The sequence below is a fragment of the Amycolatopsis sp. cg5 genome, assembly GCF_041346955.1.
In the GTDB taxonomy this organism is placed as follows: Bacteria; Actinomycetota; Actinomycetes; order Mycobacteriales; family Pseudonocardiaceae; genus Amycolatopsis.
In genome coordinates, this window is record NZ_CP166849.1 from 3,919,261 (window position 1) to 3,940,427 (window position 21,167).

The following is a 21,167-nucleotide window of genomic DNA, read 5'->3' on the forward strand; positions in this document are numbered from 1 at the left end:
AAATAAGACATAACGGACCACATTTCGCGCCTGGCGTCCTTTATGGACACAAAACCGGGCGTGGTTCACCAGCGAAACGACGTGAACGCCCCGTTCACAACTTTCAACGTTGCGAACGGGGCGTTCACGTCGTCCCGCCTTGCGCAACGGCCACAAAAGTGCCCGCCACGTATGCCCTTCCGGGCAGTAGAACCGGCCGTACCACTCACGACCGCGCTAGCGGATACGCCATTTCCGCATGAGCTTCAGGCCGGAAAGCATGCCCTCGACGTACTTTTCGTAGGCCTGGCCCGGCCGTGGGCCCATGACCTGTTTCTTGAGCACGGCCAGGTTCTTGACGTCGGTGTACTTGAGCAGGCCCTGGTCGCCGTGCCGCGCGCCGACGCCGGAGGTCTTGACGCCGCCGGACGGGGTGCCTTTGGCTGCGTACGCGGTCGCGAGGATGTCGTTGATGTTGACGTTGCCGGACTCGATGCGCGCGGCCACGGCACGCGCGGCGTCGGCGTCGCGGCCCCAGACCGAGGCGTTGAGGCCGTAGTCGGTGTCGTTGGCGAGTGCGATGGCCTCGTCGATTGTGCGGTATTTGTGCAGTGCCACAACGGGTCCGAAGGTTTCGGTGACGCCGCAGAGCATGTCCTTCGTGACGCCTTCGAGGATCGTCGGCTCGAAGAACGCGGGACCGAGATCGGGGCGCGGCTTGCCGCCGCAGAGCACCGTTGCGCCGTTCTCGACGGCGTCGTCGACGTGTGCCTTGACGCGGCGCAGATGGTCGGGAGAGATGAGGGAGCCCATGTCGGGGCCGAAGTCGTAGGCGGCGCGGACGTCGAGCGCCTCGGTCTTGGCCACGAAGGCGTTCTTGAACTCGTCGTAGCGGGACTCGGGCAGGTAGATGCGCTCGATGTGCATGCAGATCTGGCCCGTGTTGCCGAACGCGCCGAAGATCGCGCCCTGCGCGGCCTCGGCGATGTCGGCGTCTTCGAGCACGATCATCGGGTTCTTGCCGCCGAGTTCGAGGCAGCAGCCGATGAGGTTGCGGCCCGCCCGTTCACCGATCACCCGGCCGGTGGCCGTCGAGCCGGTGAACATCACGTAGTCGGCCTGGTCGATCAGCGTCGGGCCGACGTCGGGGCCCTCGCCGCACACGACCTGGAACAAACCCTTGGGCAGCCCGGCTTCCTCAAGCAATTGGACGCCGTAGAGCGGTGAGAGCGCGGTCTTGTTGTCCGGCTTCAGCACGACCGCGTTGCCCGCCATCAGCGCGGGCACGGCGTCGGAAATGCCGGTGGCGAAAGGGAAGTTCCACGGCGCGATGATGCCGACGACACCCTTCGGCTGCCGGATCTCGGTCGAGGTCGTCAGCAGCGGGACCGGCCCGCCGCGCTTGGTCGGCGCCAGCAGTTTGGCCGCCCGCTTGAGGTAATGGCTCATCACCATCGCCGGATCGCAGGTCTCCTCGATCGCCATCCGGCGGTTCTTGCCGCTCTCCACCTGGATGAGGTCCGTGGTGGTGCGCGCGTTGTCGACGAAGAGGGTGTGCGCCCGCTTGAACACGCCCAGGCGCTGCTTGAGCGGCGTCGCGGCCCATTTCCGTTGCGCCGCGCGAGCTTCGGCGAACGCGCGCTCGATGTCGGTCGGCGTCGACTGCGGCAGCTCGACGAGCGTCTCGCCGGTGTAGACCTCGGTGAGCTTCCAGGTCGCGCCGGACGAGCCGGGCACGCGGGCCACCAGCCTGCGCAGCAGCGCGTCGGTGGCCGAGGCCGGGCGGGTGAGGCCGAGCGGGGTGACGGTCATGGCCCTTCTTCCCTCAGCTGCCGGAAAGGACGAGTCGCGCGCCCATCTCGCCGATCATGATGGCGGGCGCGTTGGTGTTGCCGCCGGTGATCGACGGCATGATCGAGGCGTCGCAGACCCGCAGGCCGTCGATGCCGCGGACCTTGAGGTCGGGGCCGACGACCGCGAGCTCGTCGACACCCATCCGGCAGGTGCCGACACCGTGATAGACCGAGGTCGCGCGGTTGAGGATCGCGTCGCGCAGCTCTTGGCCCCGCAGTCCCTTGCCGGGGTGCAGCTCTTCCTTGACCGAGCCCTTGAACGCCTTCGACGCGAAGATCTCGCGGACCAGTTCCGAGCCCTCGCCGAGCACTTCGAGGTCGGCGGGATCGGCCAGGTACTGGAAGTCGATGAGCGGCGTCGCCGTCGGATCGGCGGAGGCGAGCCGCAGGGTGCCGCGGCTCTTCGGGTAGATCAGCGTGGTCAGCACGGTGAGCGCGGGCCGCTTGTCGACGTCGTGTCTGATCGGCGCGTCCTGGTTCGGCGAGACGTACGCCCACGGCAGCAGGTGCAGCTGGAGGTCGGGGATCGCGCCCGCCTGCGAGGTCTTGAGGAACGCGACCGCCTCGAACACCGAGTTCGCCAGGAACGTGGTGCCCGGCTTGAGCATCTCCTTGACGAGGCCGCGGGCGAAGTAGCTCGGCGCGCCCTTGTTGCGGCTGGACGTCACGGTGAAGGTCAGCGCGTGGAACATGTGGTCGTGCAGGTTGTCGCCGACCGGCAGGTCCGCGAGCACGTCGATGCCGTGTGCCTTGAGATGCGCCGCGTGGCCGATCCCGGACAGCATGAGCAGCTGCGCCGAGCCGACGAAGCCCGCCGAGAGGATGACCTCCTTGCCGGCGCGGATCGTGCGGTGCGTGCCGTCGGCGTCGGTGACCTCGACGCCGACGGCACGGCCGTGTTCGATGAGTACCTTCTTCACCAGCACCCCTGACCGCAATCGCAGCGTCGGGGGAGCGAGGTGGTGCAGGTAGCCGCGTGACGCGCTGTAGCGCAGGCCGTCCGCGGCGTTCTGCTGCATCCGGCTGACGCCTTCCTGCGACTCGGCGTTGTAGTCGTCGAGTATCTTGCAGCCGACCGCGTCCGCGGTGGCTTCGAGGAACAGCAGGGAACCCTCCTGCGGGGTCTTGCTGCGGGTGACCCGGATCGGGCCGCCCGCTCCCCGGAACGTGTTCTCGCCGTCCTCGAAGTCCTCCATCCGCTTGTAGGCGGCGTTGACACTGTCGGCGTCCCAGCCGGTGTTGCCCTCGGCGGCCCAGTCGTCGAAGTTGGCGCGGTTGCCCCTGACGTAGACCATGCCGTTGATCGAGCTGGAGCCGCCGACCACCTTGCCGCGCGGCACCGGCATGCGCCGGTCGAGCAGATGTTTCTGCGGAACCGAGTAATAACCCCAGTCGAACGGCTTCTTCAGCTGGGGGACCGCGTGCATGGGGCCGACCAGACCCGGCTTCTTGACCAGCATCTTCTCGTCGGTCTTGCCCGCTTCGAGCACGATCACGCTGGCGCCGGACTGGGCGAGCCGCCCCGCGATCGCGGCTCCCGAGCTACCCGATCCGACGACCACGTAGTCGGCCTCGTCCATATGCGCTCCTCGGTACGGCCCGGCGAAACTGGAACCTGTTCTAGTTCCTGCTCAGACCGTATAGCCTCGCCGCCCGGTTCCGCAACGGCCCGGCCGTCAGAACCGGCGCAGGGTGAACGTCCGCGCCGAGGTGTCACCCGTGGTCAGCGCTTCGAGGTGGCCGGTCAGCACGGCGGTGCCGAACGGGCCCGCCGCCGCGGTGGTCGGTGCGCCGCCGGTCCACGGCGTGACCGGTGACTGGCGTGCCGTGCGCCAATGGTCGCCCGAGGTCAGCACGCGGACGCCGTTGACGCCCGCCGCGCCGAGGCTGTTGGTGACTGACACGAGCGAGCCGTCGCGGCGCAGGACGAGCCCGTCGCCACCGAGCAGTGGCTGGTCGAGCTTCACCTCGTCGACCCGGCCGGAGTCCATGTCCACTTTGAACACCCGGCCCGTGCTGTAGACGACCGTGAGCACGAACCCGTCCGGATGCCAGACGATGCCGTTGACCCCGAAACCGGGCGCCGCGAAATCGGGGTGGGTGACCCGTGCGGTGATCCGGCCACGCGGATCGACCCGGAGCAGCGCGTCGCCGACGGTGTCGGTGACGTAGGCGTTGCCGCGCGCGTCGACGGCCACGTCGTTCGCGGCGTGCTCACCGGCGCCACCGGCAAGGTCGACCAGCGAAATCCGTTGCCCGGTACGGAGATCGAAGATCCCGAGCCCGGACTGCCGGTTGACGGTCGCGGGGCCGGACCGCTCGCCGAGCCCCAGATCGGCGTAGGTGACGAGCAGCCTGCCGCGCGCCGCGTCGACACTGATGCCGAAAATCGATACCATGGCCGGGTCGCTCACGAGCGTGCGGACGGTCTTGTCGCGTTGGACGATCGCGACCGTGCCGAATCTGACGGAGCCCACCAGATAGCTCTGCCTGGTCGGATCCCACGCCACCCCCTCCGGATAGAGCGAAGGCGCCGTGACCTCCACGTCCCGCGCCGGATGAGCCTGAGCGGGCGGCGCCACGAGCCCGCCGATCGCCGCGGTCAGCAGCAGCGGCAAGGCCAGTCGATTTCTGAATCGCATTTTCCCGAATCCCTCCAGTAGTCGCGATTCAGCCTTCTTCGCCCCGCGGGGTCTCGCCAGACCCCGCGGTTCCTAGTACCTCGACTACCACGAAAGCCGGTACCCCGATGTCCCTGTTGTCGCAATTCCCCAAGAAGACCACCGGAACCGAGCGCGACCTGCTCGAGTACATGCTCGACCGCAACCGCAAGGCGGTCGTCGACACCGCGCGCGGCCTTTCCGAAGCCGACGCGCGCCGTCGCCTGGTGCCGTCGCTGACCACGCCGATCGGACTGGTCAAGCACGCCGCCGTCGCCGAGCGGGTGTGGTTCCAGCGCACCATGCTCGGCCTGCCCGAGTCCGAATGCGACGGTCGCGCGCTCGGCGGTGACGGGAGTTTCGTTGTCACGCAAGAAGAAACGCTCGACGACGTGATCGCCGAGTTCGAGCGCACCAGTGCGCGGTCCCGCGAAATCGCGTCTCGGTTCGAGCTCGACGACCTCCGTGAGCACTGGATCGTGGGCGAGGTCAGCCTGCGGTTCGTGTACCTGCTGCTGATCGAGGATTTCGCGCGGCACGCGGGTCACGGCGACATCCTGCGCGAACAAATCCAGGCCGCACTGGAGGAACTCCAGGTTTAGGATCGAAATCATGCGCTTCGCGATCAAAACCTCACCGCAGGACACGGAGTGGGCCGACATGCTCGCCGTGTGGCAGGCCGCCGACGAGATCGAGCTGTTCGAATCCGGCTGGACCTTCGATCACTTCTATCCCATTTTCTCCGACCCGACCGGCCCGTGCCTCGAAGGCTGGGTCACCCTCACCGCGCTCGCGCAGGCCACCAAGCGGCTCCGGGTGGGCACGCTGGTCAGCGGTATCCACTACCGGCACCCGGCGCTGCTCGCGAACATGGCCGCGACGCTCGACATCGTCTCCGGCGGCAGGCTGGAGATCGGGATCGGCGCGGGCTGGAACGAGGAGGAGTCCGGCGCGTACGGCATGGAACTCGGCTCGATCAAGGCACGCAGCGACCGCTTCGAAGAGGCTTGCGAGGTACTCGTCGGCTTGCTGACCCAGGAAACCACCACGTTCCAGGGCGAGCACTACCAGCTGACCGACGCCCGCTGCGAGCCGAAGGCCGTGCAGCGCCCGCATCCGCCGATCTGCATCGGCGGCAGCGGCGAGAAGCGGACACTGCGCACGACCGCGAAGTACGCCCAGCACTGGAACTTCGTCGGCGGCACGCCGGAGGAGTTCGCTCACAAGCGGGACGTGCTGCACCGCCACTGCGCGGACATCGGCCGCGATCCCGGCGAGATCACCCTGTCCTCGCACGTCCGCCTCGGCGCGGACGGCGACTACGCCAAGGTCGCCGCGGAGGCCGAGGCCCTCGGTGAAGCGGGCCTCGACCTCGCGATCATCTACCTGCCGCCGCCGCACACCCCGGCCGTGCTCGAACCGCTCGCGAAGGCGCTCGAACCACTGCGCTGAGCCCGACTGGGGTCGTGAGTGTTTAGACCGGTTAGAACCGGCCGTACCACTCACGACCCCCAGTAGCAGTCAGGCGCGAACCGGAAGCTTGGTCAGGCCGTGCATCAGCAAGCCCGGCCGCCAGGCGAGTTCGGCTTCCGGCACGGTCACCTCGAGGCCGGGGAACCGGTCGAGCAGGTGCCGGAACGCGATCACGCCCTCGGTCCTGGCCAGCGGCGCGCCCAGGCAGTAGTGGATCCCGTGCCCGAAGGCCACGTGCTGCGCCGCGGACCGGGTGATGTCGAGCGACGCGGTGCCGAAGCGCTCCTCGTCGCGGTTGGCCGCGAGCAGTGACACGAGCACCAGCTGCCCCGCCGGGATCTCCGTGCCGCCGATGACGACCGGCTCCGTGGTGAACCTCAGCGTCGACGTGCTGATCGGACCGTCGTAGCGCAGCAGTTCCTCGATGGCGCCCGGCAGCAGTGCGGGCTCGCCGCGCAGCTTGGCGAGCTGGTCGGGGTGACGCAGCAGCGCGAGCATGCCGTTGCAGATGAGGTGCACGGTCGTCTCGTGGCCCGCGACCACCAGCAGGAACGCGGTGTCGACCAGCTCACGCTGGCTCAGCGAGCCGTGCTCGTCCTGCACCTGCACGAGCGCGGAGAAGAGGTCGTCCCTCGGCTCCGCGCGCCGCTCTTCGCAAAGCTGCGCCAGGTAGTCGGTGAAGTCCGTCGCCGCCTTGACGACCTCCTCGGGATCGAGCGCGCCGCCCTCGATGGTCGTGTTGGACCACTTGATCAGCTGCGGCCAGTGGTCCTCAGGCACGCCGAGCAGCTCGCCGATCACCATGGCGGGCAGCGGCACGGCGTAGTCGTGCATCAGGTCGAACTCGGGGCCGACCTTGTCGAGCAGCGCCGTGCTGATCTCCTCGATCCGCGGCCTCAGTGCCGTCACGCGCTTGGCGGTGAACGCCTTCGTGACGAGCCGGCGCAGCCGCCCGTGGTCGGGCTCGTCGACGAACAGCATGTTGTGCGGCACGGTCGCCTCGTAGCCGCTGCTGTCGCCGCCGGGCAGCGTGTTCGCCTTGATGACGCCGGGATTGTTGGTGAAATCCTTGCTCAGCCGCGGATCGGTCATCGCCTCGCGGACGTCGGCGTACCGGCTGACCACCCACATCTGCACGCCGTGTGGGGTGGCGGTGCGGTGCACCGGCTCCTCGGCGCGCAGCCTGGCGTACACGGCGTGCGGATCTTCCAAGTACTTCTGGTCGAACAACGTGTCGAACATCGAAACCCCCTAGCACCCCCCAGTGGACCGCCGAATCTTACCGGCGGGCCGTGCGTTCGGTGGTGGTTTCGGGTGAGGCCGAACGTCACGAACCCGTCCTGCGGACCTCACCGTCCGTTTTGGACAGTGCGGCCAGCTCGGCCAAGGTGTCCTGCTGCAGTGACGTCACGCCGAAGCGTTCGAACAACGCGAGCGCCTCGATGAGCTTGGCGCGGGCGTTCGGATGATCTCCCTGGCGGGCCAGCACCCGGCCGGCGGCCAGCAGCGCGCGGCCTTGGCCCAAGGTCGCGTGATGCTGCTCGAACAGGACGAGCGCTTCCTCGCACTGGGCGAGCGCGGTGTCGAGCCGGTCGAGCGCGGTCAGGTTCTGCGACGAGCGCAGGAGCAGGTAGGCGTAGTTGCTGTCGTCGACGGGAGACTGGTGGCCTTCGTGCGCTTGCCTGAAGTAGCTGACGCACGCCTCGTACTCGGCGGCGGCCTCGTCGAACTCGCCGTTCAGGTGCCAATGCGTGGCCCGCATCGCGCGCGCGATGTGCAGGCCGAGCCGGTCACCCGCCTCGTCGAACAGGCCCACCGTCTCGTCGAGCAGTGCGCGGGAAGCGCCCGGCTGGTGCGAGTTGACGCGCGCGGTGAGCAGATAAATCCTTGCCCAGCCTTGTTCACACAGGTCACCGGCCGCCTCCGCGGCCTCCCTCGCCAGCTGGGCCATCTCGATGGCTTCGTCCGCGCGGCCCATGAGCGTGGTCAGCGCCCACGACAGGTAGTTGCGGTGGACGGCCTCGTCGCGCTTGCTGCCGAGCGCGAGCGCCGAGCGGACGGCCAGGCCGAACACGTCGTGCCAGGTGCGCGCGGTGCCGCCGAGCTCCGAGTACCAGTGCATGGCCTCGGCCAGGTCGAGCACCGCCTGATGGGTGCCTTCCTCGGCGGCCCGCCGGACCGCGGTCGACCAGTTCTTCATCTCCATGTCGAGCCAGCGGCCTGCGCCCGCCGCGTCGTCGAACGACGGCGTGGGCGCCGGCGCCACGGTCACGCCACCGGACGGCTGGAAGTACCGGCCCGCGGCGGTCGCCGTGGCGACCAGCCAGTCGTTGAGGCGGGCTTCGGCCGCGGCGATGTCCTCGGGGGAGTCGTCCTGGTTCAGCCGTTCGGTCGCGAACACCTTGAGCAGATCGTGGAACTGGTAGCGGCCATAAGGAAAGGACGGCTGCACCATGCTGGCGTCGGTCAGCTCGTCGAGGAACAGCGCGGCCTCGTCCTCGTCCGGCGCGTCGATGAGCGCTCGCGCGGCGCCAGCCGAGAAGTCGGCGGCGGGCACGAGCGAGAGCCTGCGGAACACCGTCGCGGCGTTGGGGGAGAGCTGCCGGTACGACAGATCGAAGACGCTGCGGATGTCGAGATCACCCGCGGTCAGCGTGGTCAGGCGCTTGCCCTGGTCACGCAGCTGGTCGACGAGCCGGGACAGCGGCCAGGCCGGACGGCTCGCCAGCCGGTTGCCCGCGATGCGCAGTGCCAGCGGCAGCCGTCCGCACAGCTCGGCCAGTTCGATCGCCGCCGCGTGCTCCCGTGAGACGCGGGCCTTGCCGATGATCGCCGACAGCAGCGCGACCGCGTCAGCGGAGTCCAGCGCGCCGAGGTTGATCCGGCTGGCGCCTTCCAGCCCGACGAGCAGCTGGCGGCTGGTGATCAGCGTGAGGCAGTGCGGCCCGCCGACGAGCAGCGGCCGCACCTGCGCCTCGTCGGCGGCGTCGTCGAGGACGATGAGCATGGCGCGGTCCTTCAGCAGCGCGCGGCACAGGCCGATGCGGTGCTCCGGCTCGGCGGGGATCCGCACGGCGTCGACGCCGAGCGAGCGCAGCGCGAGGTGCAGCACGTCCGCCGGGTCGTTCGGCTCGGCCGACATCCCGCGCAGTTTCAGGAAGAGCCTGCCGTCGGTGAACCGCTCCGCGTACTCGTGCGCGGCGCGCACCGCGAGGCTCGTCTTGCCGGTGCCCGCCGATCCGCTGACGATCGCGACGCGCCCGGCGCGCCGCCTGCCGTCGGCCAATTCACCGACGAGTGCACCCAATTCTTTGAAATCTTTTTCACGTCCGGTGAGATCGTCGAGGTCAGGCGGCAGCACACCCAACGGGGACGGACTGTAAATCGCCGGTTCCGGCTGCGGGACCGCCCGCACCCGGCCCTGTTTCGCGACCCGCTGCAGCGCGGTCAGCTCGTCGTCGCTCAGCGCCAGCGAACCGGCGAGCGCCTCGATCGTGCGCCGCTGCGGGCTTTTCGCGACCCCGCGCTCCATGTCGCTGATCGCGCGGATGCTGACGCCGGAGCCTTCGGCGAGTTCTTCCTGCGTGAGCCCGGCGCGCATGCGATATCCGTACAAAAGCGCCTTGAAGGTACTGGAATCGTCACTCCAGGCCGCGTTTGTCATGCCCCTGATTATCCATGCGCGCCGGGTCAAGCTCGGACGCCCGGCTCAGTCGAGCAGCTCGATGTACCCATCCGTGCCGTTGACGCGGATCCGCTGGCCGTCCCGGATCAGCTGAGTCGCCCGGTCGACGCCGACGACCGCGGGCAGGCCGTACTCCCGCGCGATGACCGCGCCGTGCGTCATCAGGCCGCCGACCTCGGTCACCAGCCCGTCGACGGCGACGAAGAGCGGCGTCCAGCTGGGGTCGGTGAAAGCGGTGACGAGGATGTCGCCCGCTTCGAGGTCAGCGTCGGCCATGTCGACGATGACACGCGCCCGTCCCTCGACGGTGCCCGCCGAGACCGGCAGTCCCGCCAGCGCGCCGGGCGGGGCGTCGTCGCGCCGGTAGTCCCCGGTGATCGCTTCGCCGTCCGAGGTGAGCACGCGCGGCGGGGTGAGCGACTCGTGGTTCCGGAACGCTTCCCGCCGCTCCCGGATGAGGTCGTGATCGGCCTTGGCGTCGCGCACGACGTTTTGGAGCTCCTCGAACCGGAGGTAGAAGATGTCGTCTTCGGCGCGCAGGACGCCATCCTCGGTGAGCCGGCCGGCTTCCCTCAGCAACGCCTGCTTGTAGATGAAATAGCGGCTGATCATGCCGTACTTGGGGTACTCGCGGTACCCGGCGAACGTGCGGACCCGGTCGATCATCCGCTTGGTCTCGTCGGCCTTCTCGTCCCCGTCCGGGAGCGCGCGCAGCCGGGTGAGCACGTCCTGTTCCTTGCGGCGTGCCTCCGCGAGTCCCTGCGCGAAGCGTCGTTCGGCCGCGCCGGGTTCGAAGTTCTTGACGTTGCCGAGGATCGTCGGCACGAGGGTGGCTGGCCGTTCCGTCCACCGCGTCCTGGTGATGTCGATTTCGCCGGCGCAGCGCATGCCGTACTGATCGAGGTAGCCCTTGATGGCGTCGCGCGCTTCGGGGCCACCGTCGAGTCCGGACAGTCCGTCGAGGAAGTCCTCGTCGTCGCCGACGTCGCGCAGGAACGCCACGACGTCCTCGTGCGGCCGGATCACGTCCGCGACGTCGAGCAGCGCGAGCCCCATCTCCGAGGTGACGTTGTGCGGCACCGACTGCGTGAGCACGTCGGCGGCGTTCTTCTCGCCCAGCCACCGCTCGAGGTGCTCGTTGAGCCACCACACGGTGTCCATGCTCGCCATGATCGCCTGGAAGCTGCGCCGGTCGAACAAAAGCCGCCGCAGCTCGCCGAGGTCGGTCTTGATGAAGTCGAGCAGCGCCGATCCGGTCAGCGGCTCGATCTCACGCCGCAGCTTCGCCACGGACGCCTGGTTCTGCGCGATCAGGTCGACGGCGATGGCCGGATCGGTCTCCATCGGCGCCTCGGGCGCGGCGGCGGCCGGTGGCGTCTCGGGGTCCGGGAGCGACGGGATGAAGTCGCCGCGGTCGAGCACGGTCAGCAGCGCGTCCCGCATCAGCGGATCCGACTTGCCCGCGTTGTCCATGATGCTCTGGCGCCCCGAAGGCGTCGCGAGCATGGGGGCGACGTCGACGAACAGCCGCCCGCCCGCCTCGTGCATCGGCCTCGGGGTCGTCAGCTGCCAGAACGACAGGCCGAGCGGCTTCATCGCGTCGGTCATCATCTGCTGGTGACCGACGGAGAGGTAGACGTGATTGCCGCCGTCCTCGGTCACCGGCACCGGGAACAGCGTCGTGATCGGCCTGCTCTGCACGAGGTGGAATTCACCGCCGACCAGGCACCATTCGATGTCCTGCGGGCAGGCGAAGTGCGCTTCGAGCCGCCTGCCCAGCCGCACCAGTTCGATGGCTTGCGCCTCGGTCAGCGTCGGCTGTGTCTGCCGCTCCGACTCGATCGGCGTTTCCTCGGTGCCGCCGCCCGGCACGCCGTACACGGCCAGCCGCTTCGTCGCGATCGCCGTGCTGACGACCTGATCGTCACGGACCGTGTAGACGTCACCGTTCACATGACCGGACACCAACGCCTCGCCGAGCCCCCAGGCGGCCTCGACGGTGGCGATCTTCCGGTTGGAGCTCACCGGATCGGCGGTGAACAGGATCCCGGCCGCCTCCGGGAACACCATCCGCTGCACGACCACCCCCATCCGCACGGCGCGGTGGTCGAACCCGTTGTGCCGCCGGTAGGTCACCGCCCGCTCGGTGAACAGCGAGGCCCAGCAGCGGCGGACGTGCCGCAGCACCTCGTCCGTGCCGATGACGTTGAGGTACGAGTCCTGCTGCCCCGCGAACGACGCGGTCGGCAGGTCTTCGGCCGTGGCGCTGGAGCGCACCGCGTAGGGCACCCGCTCGTCGACCGCGTCGCTGATCGCTTTGACCAGGTCATCCGGCATGGCGGCGCCCTCGATGACGGCCCGGATCTCGGCGCTCAGCGTCCTGATCGTCTCGCGGTCGTCCGGTCCGACCTGCGCGAGCCGGTCCAGGTGGCCGTCCAGCGCCGGCACGGCGGCCATGACCTGCCCGAAGGCATCCGTGGTCACGCAGAACCCGTCCGGCACGCGCACACCGTCGATACGCGAGAGCTCACCCAGGTGCACCCCCTTGCCGCCGACCTCCGCGAGGTCGGCGCGGTCGATCTGCTCGAAGCCCAGCACGTAGCCCAATTCGGTGACTCCATCGTTCGTCTGCTCGGTACGCGACGAGCAGTATGGATCAAGATCCGGCGCCACATGAGGTCGCCGAATCTGCTATAAACTGAAAGAGAGGGCCAGTGCTTCCGCCGTGACGGCATCCGGCGGTCTCAGGATCCAGTGGCCGCTGGCGACGTTCCGTGGTCGTCAACCCGGCGAAAGTCGCGGATATCGAATTAGCAAATTGCGATATATTCGCTGTTTGCACAATTTCGTGTCAACATGGCGCGCTGCCAGTGCTTTGGTTGTGTTATTCGACCGTTTAGGGCTTAATGTTCCGAGAGACATCCGATGTCTCAGCTCAGTTGGCCGCCGAGGGACGCCGCCGGCTCGATGGCCGATTGTCGAATTGTCACTCGTTCCCGGGAGGTTTCATGTTCTTGAAACGGATCACGGCGGCAGCCGTGGCCTCGACAGCCGTGGCGGCGGCCGTTGTCGGTGTGTCGCACCAGACCGCGACCGCGGCCTCGGGGGTTCCTTCGTTCGACCACATCGTGCTGGTGATGTTCGAGAACAAGGACTACAAGGCGATCAACGGCAGCTCCAAGGCGCCGTATTTGAACAAGCTCGCGAGCGAGGGTGCCAAGTTCACCAAGTCTTTCGGCACCACGCATCCCAGTCAGCCCAACTACATCTCGCTTTTCGCGGGTTCGACACTGGGAGTCGACAGCAACACCTGTAAGGATCTGGGTAACAAGGAGAATCTCGGAAGCCAGCTGATCGGGATCAAGAAAACGTTCGTCGGCTATTCGGAGAGCATGCCGTCCGATGGATACACGGGCTGCAAGAGCGGCGAGCTCTACGCCCGTAAGCACAACAGCTGGGTGAACTTCAGCAACGTTCCGAAGTCCAGCAACCTGCGGTTCTCGTCGTTCCCCAGTGACTTCTCGAAGCTGCCGACCGTCGCGTTCGTCACGCCGGACCTGTGCAGCGACATGCACGACTGCGGGGTCGACACCGGCGACAAGTGGATGAAGAAGCACCTGGACGCGTACGCGCAGTGGGCGAAGTCGCACAACAGCCTGCTGATCGTCACCTTCGACGAGGACAGTGGCTCGTCGGTCAACCAGATCTTCACGACCTTCGTCGGCGCGCACGTGAAGCCGGGCAGCTACAGCACCTCGATCAACCACTACTCGGTGCTGCGCACCATCGAGGCGGCCTACGGCCTGCCGGGTCTCAACGAGGCGGCGAAGAAGTCGCCGATCTCGGGCATCTGGAACTGATCCGCTGGTTCCGCACCACCAGGGTCGTGAGTGGTATGACCGGTTAGAACCGGCCGTGCCACTCACGACCCTCGCGGCTCAGCCGGAGTCGCGCTTGCCCATCAGCGAGAACGCCACCACCAGCGCGACGGCCACCCAGGTGAGCAGGACGCCGCCGCCGGTCAGCGGGCCGAGGTAGGTCACCGCGCCGGTGTCGAGCTTGGCGGTGCTGAGCTGCTCCGCCGCCGAAGCGGGGAAGTAGGCGAGGATGTCGCGCTGGACCCAGGCAGGCAGGAACGCGCCGAGGATCGCCGGGGCGAAGATGAACGCGATCGCGGTGGCGATCGCGCCTGCCGCGCTGCGCATCATCACGCCGAACGACAGCGCCAGCAAGGCGAACGCCGCCATCTCCGCGCCCCATCCGAGCAGGCTGCGGAGCACGCCGGGACCGTCGAGGCCCAGCGTGGGGATGTCCGGGTTGACGCCGAGGATCAGCTGGCCGAGCAGGAACGCGGCCGCCGCGAACAGCACACCGAGCACAAAGGACAGCAGCCCGGCCACGACGGCCTTCGAGAGCAGGACCCGGCCGCGATGCGGGGTGATCGCCAGGGTGAGGCGCATCATCCCGGTCGAGTACTCGCCGGACACGGCGAGCACGCCGAGCACCGAGATCAGGATCAGGCCGAGGTTCATTCCGACCATGCTGACGCCGGCGGCGTCGAAGTCGGCCCGTTGCCCGGCAGGCAGGTTCTTGTAGTCGGATTCGGTCAGGAAGCTGAAGAGCGCGGAGAAGCCGACGCTGACCACGGTCGCGGCGAGCACGACGATCCAGGTCGAGCGGACCGACCTGAGCTTGGTCCATTCCGCGGCGACCGTGTTGGTGATGCCGGGTGTGGCGGGTGCCATGGTGGTCGTCACGTCAGCGGGGTCCCTTCCGACGCGAGAGCCCGCACCGTCTCGGCGACCTGCCCGGACGAGCGGTACTGCACGCTGTTCTTGGTGAGGTCCATGAACGCGGCCTCGAGGCTCGCGCGGACCGGGGTGAGCTCGTGCAGGCCGAGTCCGCGCTCCAGCGCGAGGTCGCCGATGCGCGGCGCGTCCATGCCGACGACGGTGAGTGAGCCGTCGTCGAGTTTCGTCACCGTGCCGCCCGCGTTTTCGAGCACGGTGGCGAGCTCGGTGCCGCTCGGCGAGATCACCCGGACGTGACTGCGGGCGCTCTGCCTGGTCAGCTCGGCCATCGGCAGGTCGGCGATCAGCTCACCGCGGCCGATCACGATGACGTGTGCGGCCGTCTCCTCCATCTCGTTCATGAGGTGGCTGGACACGAAGACCGTGCGGCCCTCGGCGGCGAGGTCCTGCATCAGGGTCCTGATCCAGTAGATGCCTTCGGGGTCGAGCCCGTTGACCGGCTCGTCGAACAGCAGCGTCGGCGGGTCGCCGAGCAACGCCGTCGCGATGCCGAGGCGCTGGTACATGCCCAGCGAGAAGTTGCCGACCTTCTTGCCGGCGACCTCCGTGAGCCCGACGGTGCCGAGCACCTCGTCCACCCGCTTGCGCGGGATGCCGCCCGCCTGCGCGACCCACTGCAGGTGCCGGTACGCCGTGCGCGCGCCGTGGACGGCCTTCGCGTCGAGGAGCGCGCCGACCTCGCGCATCGGCGCCGGCAGGTCACGGTAGGCCTTGCCGTTGACCGTGACGGAGCCACCGCTCGGGGCGTCGAGGCCGAGGATCATCCGCATGGTGGTCGACTTGCCCGCCCCGTTCGGGCCGAGGAAACCGGTCACGACGCCAGGTTTGATGTCGAACGACAGGCCGTTGACGGCCGTCGTGCCTCCGTATTTCTTCGTCAGCTCTCGTGCTGTGATCAAGCGTCCGCTCCGTGGTCGATCCTGGATACCGGTGATCATCGAACCTGTTGCCGCCGTCGTCGTGCTAGCGCAGTACGTCGTCGGTCGCGACAACTAAAGTTGCGCACCGGCCGGAAAGAGTCGATCTTCACGCCGCGCGGGTGGGCTCGCAACTCGAAGCCCCGTACCTTTGTTACCGTCCCATCATGTAACGGGGCAGGCGTTCGGACAGACGCCGAATACGTTCGCCGCCATGACGAATCGAATGCTTCTGGCCGGTCTCTGCGTCGCCGCCGCGGCGGGCCTCGCGGGGTGCGCTGACGTCGAAAGCGCGCTCGGCCAGGAAGCCGCCGCGCAGGTCACCGTGACCCCGGAAACGCCTACGCCGACCCCCTCGCCGACGCCCACCTCGGCGCCCAAGCCGTCCACGCCGTGCGGCATGACCGACGGCGCCTGCGCCAACCTGTCCGAGCGCCGGGCTTGGCTGCTCCAGGACGGCGAGATCGTCTACGGGCCGGTGCCGCTGCTGGGCGGCGGGGACGTCGGCACCGGCTACAACGCCGGTGACACGGCGACGCCGGTCGGCGAGTTCAAGGTCACGAACAAGGTGAAGGACTACTGGAGCAAGGCGTTCGACGCGCCGATGCCGAATTCCGTTTTCTTCTATCCCGGAATCGCGTTTCACTCCGGCTCGCTGACCAAGAAATCGCATGGCTGCATTCATTTGTCTCCCGAGGCCTCCGGCAAGTTCTTCGCTGAATTGAAGATCGGCGACGCGGTCGAGGTCGTGGCCTGAGTTGAAGAAGTTGAACCAGGCTGTGTACGCGCTGCCGGTTCTGGTGGTGCTGACCGTGCTCACGGTGTTCAAAGTGGCCGACGCTCCCGCCGCGCCGGTGGCCAAGGGTGCTGTTTCGGGACTTTCCATGTCGTGCCGGGCACCGGTCAAAAAGTGGGGACCGGCGTGCTGTCCACTTACACGATCGAGGTCGAGGACGGCATCGACCCGGCGGCCTACGCGGGCGACGACGGGTTCGCCGGCATGGTCGAGGCGACGCTGTCGAACCCCAAGAGCTGGACGTGGGACGGGAAGAAGGCACTGCAACGGGTCGACGCGAGCGCGCCGAATCCGAGTTTCCGGGTCAGCCTCACGACACCGGGCACCGCGCACCGGCCCGACGTCTGCGGGTACGGCATCAAGTACGAAACCTCTTGCTACAACGCGAATTTCGACCGGCGCGTCGCCATCAACCTGGCGCGCTGGGTGCGCGGGGCGATGGCGTTCGAGGGTGACTTGACCGGCTATCGGCAGTACGCGATCAACCACGAGGTCGGCCACGCGCTCGGCGGCAAGCACGTCGCCTGCCCGGCGAACGGCGCGGTCGCGCCGGTCATGATGCAGCAGACCTTCGGCGTGTCTAACGACTACGTCGCGCGGCTCAACGACTCGCCCGGCGGGGACAAGGGCAAGGTGCCGTCGGACGGAAAGGTCTGCAGGCCGGGTTCCTGGCCGAATCCGACGCCGTGACGCTCCGGCCGAAGTGCCGGTTCCCCTTTGATCTGGAGATAATCACCGCCATGTCGCACGTATTGCTCATTGAGGACGATGTGTCCATCAGGGACTCGATCGCTCTGGTGTTGCGGCGGCACGAGCATCAGGTGGAGGCGGTCGGCACCGGCGAGGACGGCCTCGCGCTGCTGGCCAGGCCCGGCGCCGGCGGCGTCGACGTGGTGGTGGTCGACCTGATGCTGCCAGGGATCGACGGGTTCGAGGTGTGCCGCCGCGTCCGCGCGCTCCGCCCGATGCCGATCATCATGCTCACCTCGCGTGGTGACGACTTCGACGTCGTCAGCGGGCTGGCGGCGGGCGCCGACGATTACGTGGTCAAGCCGGTGACCGCGCGGGTGCTGGAGGCGCGGATCCGGGCGTTGCAGCGCCGGATCGAGCCCGCGGCGCGTACCCGCGTGGTCGACGAATTCGGCGGACTGGTGATCGACCGGTCGGGGCTGACCGTGACCAAGGGCGGGGTGCCCGTGCCGGTTCCGCCGACCGAGCTGCGGCTGCTGCTGGAACTGTCGGCGGCGCCGGGGCAGGTGTTCACCCGGGAACGGCTGCTCGAACTGGTCTGGGAGCGTGACTACTTCGCCGACCCGCGGATCGTCGACGCCGCGGTCGGGCGGCTGCGCGTCAAGATCGAGGACGTCGTCGCGAAGCCGCGGTACGTGCAGACCGTCCGCGGCTTCGGCTACCGGTTCGGGCCGCTGTGAAGCGGTTCCGTCTCGGCGGGTTGCGTGGGCGCCTGCTGATCGCGTTCGTGCTCGTGTCGCTGCTCAGTTCGGCCACCGCCACGGTGCTGGCTTACGACCGGGCGCGCGAAGGGATCCTCAAGCGCGCCGGCGCCGCCGCGGTCCAGTTGCTTCACGACCGGGTGAACGCGGCGGTGACCGAGTTCGACGTGCCGTCGGGCCAGGTCGCGCTGAAGCGGCTCGCCGACGTCGTCGTCGCCGGTACTCGCGACGCCCGCGTCGTCGTCCGGTACCGGGACCTGGTGGCCGAGTCCGGCGGGCCGGGGCAGGTGCTGATCAGCGCCGAGCTGAGCGCGGACGTGCGCGCGGGCAAGCGGCTGAGCTACCAGCGGGTCGAGCGCGACGGCCAGTGGTGGCTGGTGGCGGGCACGCCCGTCGCGTTCGCCGATTCGGGCAGGCCGTCGGGCGTGGAGGTCTTCGAGGCTGTCTCGCTCAAGGAGGAACAGGACGACATCGCGGGCCTGCTCACGTCGGTGCGCGACGGGGTGCTCCCGGTGCTCGCGCTGACCGTGGTGCTCGCGTTGCTGGCGGCCGGGACGGTGTTGCGGCCGGTGCGCAGGCTCGCGCAGGCCACCCGGCGGCTCGCCGGTGGCGACCTGGACACCCGGGTGCCGGTGAAGGGCCGCGACGAGCTCGCCGACCTGGCCCGCGACTTCAACGACACGGCCGACGCGCTGCAGGCGTCGACCGAGGAGCTGCGTGCGCAGGAGGCCCGCGCGCGCAGGTTCGTCGCCGACGTCTCCCATGAGCTGCGCACGCCGCTCGCCGCGATGACCATGGTGTCGACCGTGCTCGACGAGGACGCCGACGAGCTGCCGGACGACACGGCCAGCGCCGCGCGTACGGTCAGCGCCGAGACGGCCAAGCTGACCCGTCTGGTCGACGACCTCATCGAGATCTCCCGGTTCGACGCGGCCGCCGCCGAGCTGACCAGACGTGACCTCGACCTCGCCGAGGCACTGAACGCGACGCTGGCCACCCGAGGCTGGACCGGGCAGGTGGAAACCGTGCTGCCCCAAGGCATCCGCGCCCGGCTGGACCGGCGGCGGCTGGACGTCGTCGTGGCGAACCTGGTCGGCAACGCGCTGCGGCACGGCGCGCCGCCCGTCACGCTCACCCTGATCCAGAACGGCGGGGAAGTGCTGATCGAGGTCGCCGACCACGGCCCCGGCCTCGACCCGGACGCGATGCGCCACGTGTTCGAGCGCTTCTACAAGGCCGACAGTGCTCGCGCCCGCTCCGAGGGCAGCGGCCTGGGCATGGCGATCGCGCTGGAGAACGCCCGCCTGCACGGCGGCTCGATCACGGTCGCGAACCGCGACGGCGCCGTGTTCACCCTCCGGCTACCGCTCGACGTGAAGGACGGCGAATGAAACGACTGCTCACCTTCATGGTCATGCTCGCGTCGCTCGCCGGCTGTGGCGTCCAGCCGACCGGTGTGCTCGACGGCGGCGCGCCCTCTTCCGGAATTCCGGAGGGGATCAGGCTTTACTTCGTCTCCGACAACGGTCTTCGCGGGGTCGCGCGGCCGGGGCTGGAGCTCTCCAGCTTGGAACAGGCGCTCAACCTGTTGAGGTTGGGGCCTCTGAAAGCCGAGGTGGCACTGGGCCTGAGCAACGACTTCTTCGTGCCTGGCCCGTACCGGATCGCGCGCGCCGGTTCCGAGCTGACGGTGACGTTGCCGAACGTGGGCGTGTCCTTGTTCACCGGGTCGCGCGCCGGGCAAGTGGTGTGCACCCTGTCGCGGGCGGAAATCCTGTTGCACGGCAGCACTACCGACGCGGTGCGGGTGACGATCGCCGGGTCCGACGGCTCGGTCGGCCCCTACGAGTGCGCCCAGTTCCTGCGTTCGTGACGGACGCTCCCGGTCACGTCGGCCGGTCGGCGAGGTGGTCGCTCCACAGCATGGCCTCGCGGAGTGCTTCGATGAGCAGCTCGTCGTCGCGTTCGCTCGGATCTTCGCTCTGCGGCAGCCATTTCTCGGCAGCCACTTGGTCGTCGATGCAGCGGGTGAAGACCAGGCCGGGGTAGTGCAGGGTCTCGGTGCGTCCGGTGGCGACCAGCGAAACGCTGCGGGACCCTCGGCGAAGCGAGGCATGGTAGCGCGGCATCGTGCTCCAACTCCGAAACGTAGCGTCGGTGTTCAGTCGCAAGAGGTAGCCCCAGCGTTACGAGAGTGCGCGGTTTCGGCGCCCGCGACGCGGAAACCGGCCGCCACGCCGAGCCGATCTCGTGCCACACAGCGTCCGTGGGTCGTGAGTGGTACGGCCGGTTCTAACCGGCCTAACCACTCACGACCCCTTGGGGGCCGACTCGTTGGCGCGGGGGTTCGGGTGAGGGCCTCCTTCACTCGAACCCGCCGAGTGAGGGCCTCCTTCACCCGAAATGTCGGGTGGGGGAGGCTCTGACCACCTGCAGTCGGGTGAGGGAGGCCCTCACCCAGCCAGCCGACCCCATACGCCCCAGGGCAATCCCTCGGCGCCCATCAACTGTCCACTCAGGACACCGGCCGCCGCCTTCGCCGCCAAAGCCGCTGGGGGGCTTGTATGAAGGCTCCCTTCATGCAGGCCGAGCTGGATGAAGGGAGCCTTCATACACGCGAACCCCCGCCGTCAGCGCGAGGCCTGGGCGAGGATCTTGTCGAGGCGGGTCATCGAGTCGAGGATGCCGCGCTCCATGCCGCTTTCGATCATCGCGTCGCGGGCGGCGACCGACAGGAAGACCGAGTGGGTGTGGGCGCGGGTGCGGCCGCCGAGGTCGGTGAGGGTGAGGGTCTCGAGGCTGACCTCGGCCGGCCAGCCGTCGAACTGGAAGGTCTGGACGATGCGCTCGTTCGGGACGACCGAATGGAAGACGCCGCGGAAGACGTACTCGCCCGCGTCGTCGCGGTGGATGTAGTGGTAGCTGCCGCCGTCGGTCGCGTTGTACTCGATGAGGTCCATTGTCATCGACTCCGGGCCCAGCCACTGGGGGACGAGCTCCGGGTCGGTCCAGGCGCGGAAGACCTGGGCGGGGGTCGCCTCGAACTCGCGGACGATGTCGATGAACGGGGTGTTCGGCTCGGCGGTGATCGTGGTCTCGTTCATTTTTCCTGCTCCTTGAGGGTTTCCAGGACCGCGTCGAGGCGGCGGTGACGGTGTTCGGCTGCCAGGCGGTAGCCGTCGATCCAGCTGGTGAGTTCTTCGAGCGCGGCGGCGTTGAGGTGGCAGGGCCTGCGCTGGGCGTCGCGGCTGCGGGTGATCAGGCCGGCGGCTTCGAGTACCTGGATGTGCCTGGAGATCGCCTGCTTGGTGATGGTGAACGGTTCGGCCAGCTCGTTCACGGTCGCGTCGCCCCGGGAGAGCCTGGCGATCATCGCGCGCCGGACGGGGTCGCCGAGCGCGGCGAAGGCGCGGTCCAGCCGGGCCGCCGTGTCGTCAACTGACATGTTGTTCAACTCATCTCTTTATCAACCGATGTGTTGACTATAGGTCGGCGTCGAGCGGGGTGTCAAGCGTCCGCAATCGGGAGGTTGGTGGCTTTCG

18 protein-coding genes and 1 pseudogene are annotated in these 21,167 nt (G+C 68.5%); 8 read left to right on the forward strand and 11 right to left on the reverse strand.

All coding sequences use genetic code 11. From position 1 onward, the window contains the following. Nucleotides 1–216 precede the first annotated feature (216 nt). The 3 genes from AB5J62_RS17815 to AB5J62_RS17825 form a co-directional block, all read right to left on the reverse strand. Complete coding sequence (locus AB5J62_RS17815; RefSeq protein ID WP_370949338.1) at nt 217–1,791, reverse strand: succinic semialdehyde dehydrogenase; 1,575 nt, start codon at nt 1,789–1,791, stop codon at nt 217–219. 13 nt (nt 1,792–1,804) lie between these two features. Then, nucleotides 1,805–3,412, reverse strand: a complete 1,608-nt coding sequence (locus AB5J62_RS17820) for a GMC family oxidoreductase (protein WP_370949339.1) — start codon at nt 3,410–3,412, stop codon at nt 1,805–1,807. A 96-nt stretch (nt 3,413–3,508) separates the two neighbouring features. Then, entirely contained in the window at nt 3,509–4,474 is a 966-nt protein-coding gene (locus AB5J62_RS17825) for an SMP-30/gluconolactonase/LRE family protein (protein ID WP_370949340.1), read from the reverse strand. 107 nt (nt 4,475–4,581) lie between these two features. Here AB5J62_RS17825 and AB5J62_RS17830 point away from each other — a divergent pair, with 107 nt between their 5' ends. Then, the gene (locus AB5J62_RS17830) at nt 4,582–5,094 is read left to right on the forward strand and encodes a DinB family protein (protein WP_370949341.1); all 513 of its coding nucleotides are present in this window, start codon (nt 4,582–4,584) and stop codon (nt 5,092–5,094) included. Nucleotides 5,095–5,104: 10 nt separating this feature from the next. Continuing rightward, nucleotides 5,105–5,944: an LLM class F420-dependent oxidoreductase gene (locus tag AB5J62_RS17835; protein ID WP_370949342.1), complete on the forward strand. Its 840-nt coding sequence runs from the start codon at nt 5,105–5,107 to the stop codon at nt 5,942–5,944. A gap of 69 nt (nt 5,945–6,013) precedes the next feature. Here AB5J62_RS17835 and AB5J62_RS17840 read toward each other — a convergent pair whose 3' ends face one another. From AB5J62_RS17840 to rph, 3 genes are all read right to left on the reverse strand, one after another. Next, nucleotides 6,014–7,207: a cytochrome P450 gene (locus AB5J62_RS17840; protein ID WP_370949343.1), complete on the reverse strand. Its 1,194-nt coding sequence runs from the start codon at nt 7,205–7,207 to the stop codon at nt 6,014–6,016. Nucleotides 7,208–7,292: 85 nt separating this feature from the next. Further along, nucleotides 7,293–9,629: a helix-turn-helix domain-containing protein gene (locus AB5J62_RS17845; protein WP_370949344.1), complete on the reverse strand. Its 2,337-nt coding sequence runs from the start codon at nt 9,627–9,629 to the stop codon at nt 7,293–7,295. A 45-nt stretch (nt 9,630–9,674) separates the two neighbouring features. Then, complete coding sequence (rph, locus tag AB5J62_RS17850) at nt 9,675–12,248, reverse strand: rifamycin-inactivating phosphotransferase (protein ID WP_370950288.1); 2,574 nt, start codon at nt 12,246–12,248, stop codon at nt 9,675–9,677. A 410-nt stretch (nt 12,249–12,658) separates the two neighbouring features. Here rph and AB5J62_RS17855 point away from each other — a divergent pair, with 410 nt between their 5' ends. Further along, nucleotides 12,659–13,510, forward strand: coding sequence for an alkaline phosphatase family protein (locus tag AB5J62_RS17855; RefSeq protein WP_370949345.1), 852 nt, complete (start codon nt 12,659–12,661; stop codon nt 13,508–13,510). A gap of 78 nt (nt 13,511–13,588) precedes the next feature. On the opposite strand, the gene AB5J62_RS17860 is transcribed toward AB5J62_RS17855, so the two are convergent. Together AB5J62_RS17860 and AB5J62_RS17865 are read right to left on the reverse strand one after the other, a co-directional pair. Further along, nucleotides 13,589–14,407 (reverse strand): ABC transporter permease, encoded by an 819-nt coding sequence (locus tag AB5J62_RS17860; protein ID WP_370949346.1) that lies wholly within the window; start codon nt 14,405–14,407, stop codon nt 13,589–13,591. Next, entirely contained in the window at nt 14,404–15,360 is a 957-nt protein-coding gene (locus tag AB5J62_RS17865) for an ABC transporter ATP-binding protein (RefSeq protein WP_370949347.1), read from the reverse strand. Before AB5J62_RS17865 ends, AB5J62_RS17860 begins: the two co-directional genes overlap by 4 nt. Before the next feature lie 232 nt (nt 15,361–15,592). Here AB5J62_RS17865 and AB5J62_RS17870 point away from each other — a divergent pair, with 232 nt between their 5' ends. The 5 genes and pseudogenes from AB5J62_RS17870 (at nt 15,593) to AB5J62_RS17890 (ending at nt 19,498) form a co-directional block, all read left to right on the forward strand. Beyond that, complete coding sequence (locus AB5J62_RS17870; RefSeq protein WP_370949348.1) at nt 15,593–16,135, forward strand: L,D-transpeptidase; 543 nt, start codon at nt 15,593–15,595, stop codon at nt 16,133–16,135. Nucleotides 16,136–16,157: 22 nt separating this feature from the next. Beyond that, nucleotides 16,158–16,864 (forward strand): annotated as a pseudogene (locus tag AB5J62_RS17875) (DUF3152 domain-containing protein); the annotation flags it as partial. Nucleotides 16,865–16,914: 50 nt separating this feature from the next. Continuing rightward, the gene (locus tag AB5J62_RS17880) at nt 16,915–17,604 is read left to right on the forward strand and encodes a response regulator (RefSeq protein ID WP_370949349.1); all 690 of its coding nucleotides are present in this window, start codon (nt 16,915–16,917) and stop codon (nt 17,602–17,604) included. Beyond that, the gene (locus tag AB5J62_RS17885; RefSeq protein ID WP_370949350.1) at nt 17,601–19,016 is read left to right on the forward strand and encodes an ATP-binding protein; all 1,416 of its coding nucleotides are present in this window, start codon (nt 17,601–17,603) and stop codon (nt 19,014–19,016) included. The genes AB5J62_RS17880 and AB5J62_RS17885 overlap by 4 nt, the downstream gene beginning before the upstream one ends. After that, nucleotides 19,013–19,498, forward strand: a complete 486-nt coding sequence (locus AB5J62_RS17890) for a hypothetical protein (protein ID WP_370949351.1) — start codon at nt 19,013–19,015, stop codon at nt 19,496–19,498. Before AB5J62_RS17885 ends, AB5J62_RS17890 begins: the two co-directional genes overlap by 4 nt. A 13-nt stretch (nt 19,499–19,511) precedes the next feature. Here AB5J62_RS17890 and AB5J62_RS17895 read toward each other — a convergent pair whose 3' ends face one another. From AB5J62_RS17895 to AB5J62_RS17905, 3 genes are all read right to left on the reverse strand, one after another. Beyond that, nucleotides 19,512–19,754, reverse strand: coding sequence for a hypothetical protein (locus AB5J62_RS17895; RefSeq protein ID WP_370949352.1), 243 nt, complete (start codon nt 19,752–19,754; stop codon nt 19,512–19,514). Between the two features lie 501 nt (nt 19,755–20,255). Continuing rightward, nucleotides 20,256–20,729: an SRPBCC family protein gene (locus tag AB5J62_RS17900; protein ID WP_370949353.1), complete on the reverse strand. Its 474-nt coding sequence runs from the start codon at nt 20,727–20,729 to the stop codon at nt 20,256–20,258. Further along, nucleotides 20,726–21,070, reverse strand: a complete 345-nt coding sequence (locus AB5J62_RS17905) for an ArsR/SmtB family transcription factor (RefSeq protein ID WP_370949354.1) — start codon at nt 21,068–21,070, stop codon at nt 20,726–20,728. The genes AB5J62_RS17900 and AB5J62_RS17905 overlap by 4 nt, the downstream gene beginning before the upstream one ends. Nucleotides 21,071–21,167 lie beyond the last annotated feature (97 nt).

Excerpts from the sequence above, each read along its gene's own strand:
- AB5J62_RS17815 (WP_370949338.1), bottom strand. The coding sequence starts at position 1,791 with ATGACCGTCACCCCGCTCGGCCTCACCCGCCCGGCCTCGGCCACCGAC.
- AB5J62_RS17820 (WP_370949339.1), bottom strand. The coding sequence starts at position 3,412 with ATGGACGAGGCCGACTACGTGGTCGTCGGATCGGGTAGCTCGGGAGCC.
- AB5J62_RS17825 (WP_370949340.1), bottom strand. The coding sequence starts at position 4,474 with ATGCGATTCAGAAATCGACTGGCCTTGCCGCTGCTGCTGACCGCGGCG.
- AB5J62_RS17830 (WP_370949341.1), top strand. The coding sequence starts at position 4,582 with ATGTCCCTGTTGTCGCAATTCCCCAAGAAGACCACCGGAACCGAGCGC.
- AB5J62_RS17835 (WP_370949342.1), top strand. The coding sequence starts at position 5,105 with ATGCGCTTCGCGATCAAAACCTCACCGCAGGACACGGAGTGGGCCGAC.
- AB5J62_RS17840 (WP_370949343.1), bottom strand. The coding sequence starts at position 7,207 with ATGTTCGACACGTTGTTCGACCAGAAGTACTTGGAAGATCCGCACGCC.
- AB5J62_RS17845 (WP_370949344.1), bottom strand. The coding sequence starts at position 9,629 with ATGACAAACGCGGCCTGGAGTGACGATTCCAGTACCTTCAAGGCGCTT.
- AB5J62_RS17855 (WP_370949345.1), top strand. The coding sequence starts at position 12,659 with ATGTTCTTGAAACGGATCACGGCGGCAGCCGTGGCCTCGACAGCCGTG.
- AB5J62_RS17870 (WP_370949348.1), top strand. The coding sequence starts at position 15,593 with ATGACGAATCGAATGCTTCTGGCCGGTCTCTGCGTCGCCGCCGCGGCG.
- AB5J62_RS17880 (WP_370949349.1), top strand. The coding sequence starts at position 16,915 with ATGTCGCACGTATTGCTCATTGAGGACGATGTGTCCATCAGGGACTCG.
- AB5J62_RS17890 (WP_370949351.1), top strand. The coding sequence starts at position 19,013 with ATGAAACGACTGCTCACCTTCATGGTCATGCTCGCGTCGCTCGCCGGC.
- AB5J62_RS17895 (WP_370949352.1), bottom strand. The coding sequence starts at position 19,754 with ATGCCGCGCTACCATGCCTCGCTTCGCCGAGGGTCCCGCAGCGTTTCG.
- AB5J62_RS17900 (WP_370949353.1), bottom strand. The coding sequence starts at position 20,729 with ATGAACGAGACCACGATCACCGCCGAGCCGAACACCCCGTTCATCGAC.
- AB5J62_RS17905 (WP_370949354.1), bottom strand. The coding sequence starts at position 21,070 with ATGTCAGTTGACGACACGGCGGCCCGGCTGGACCGCGCCTTCGCCGCG.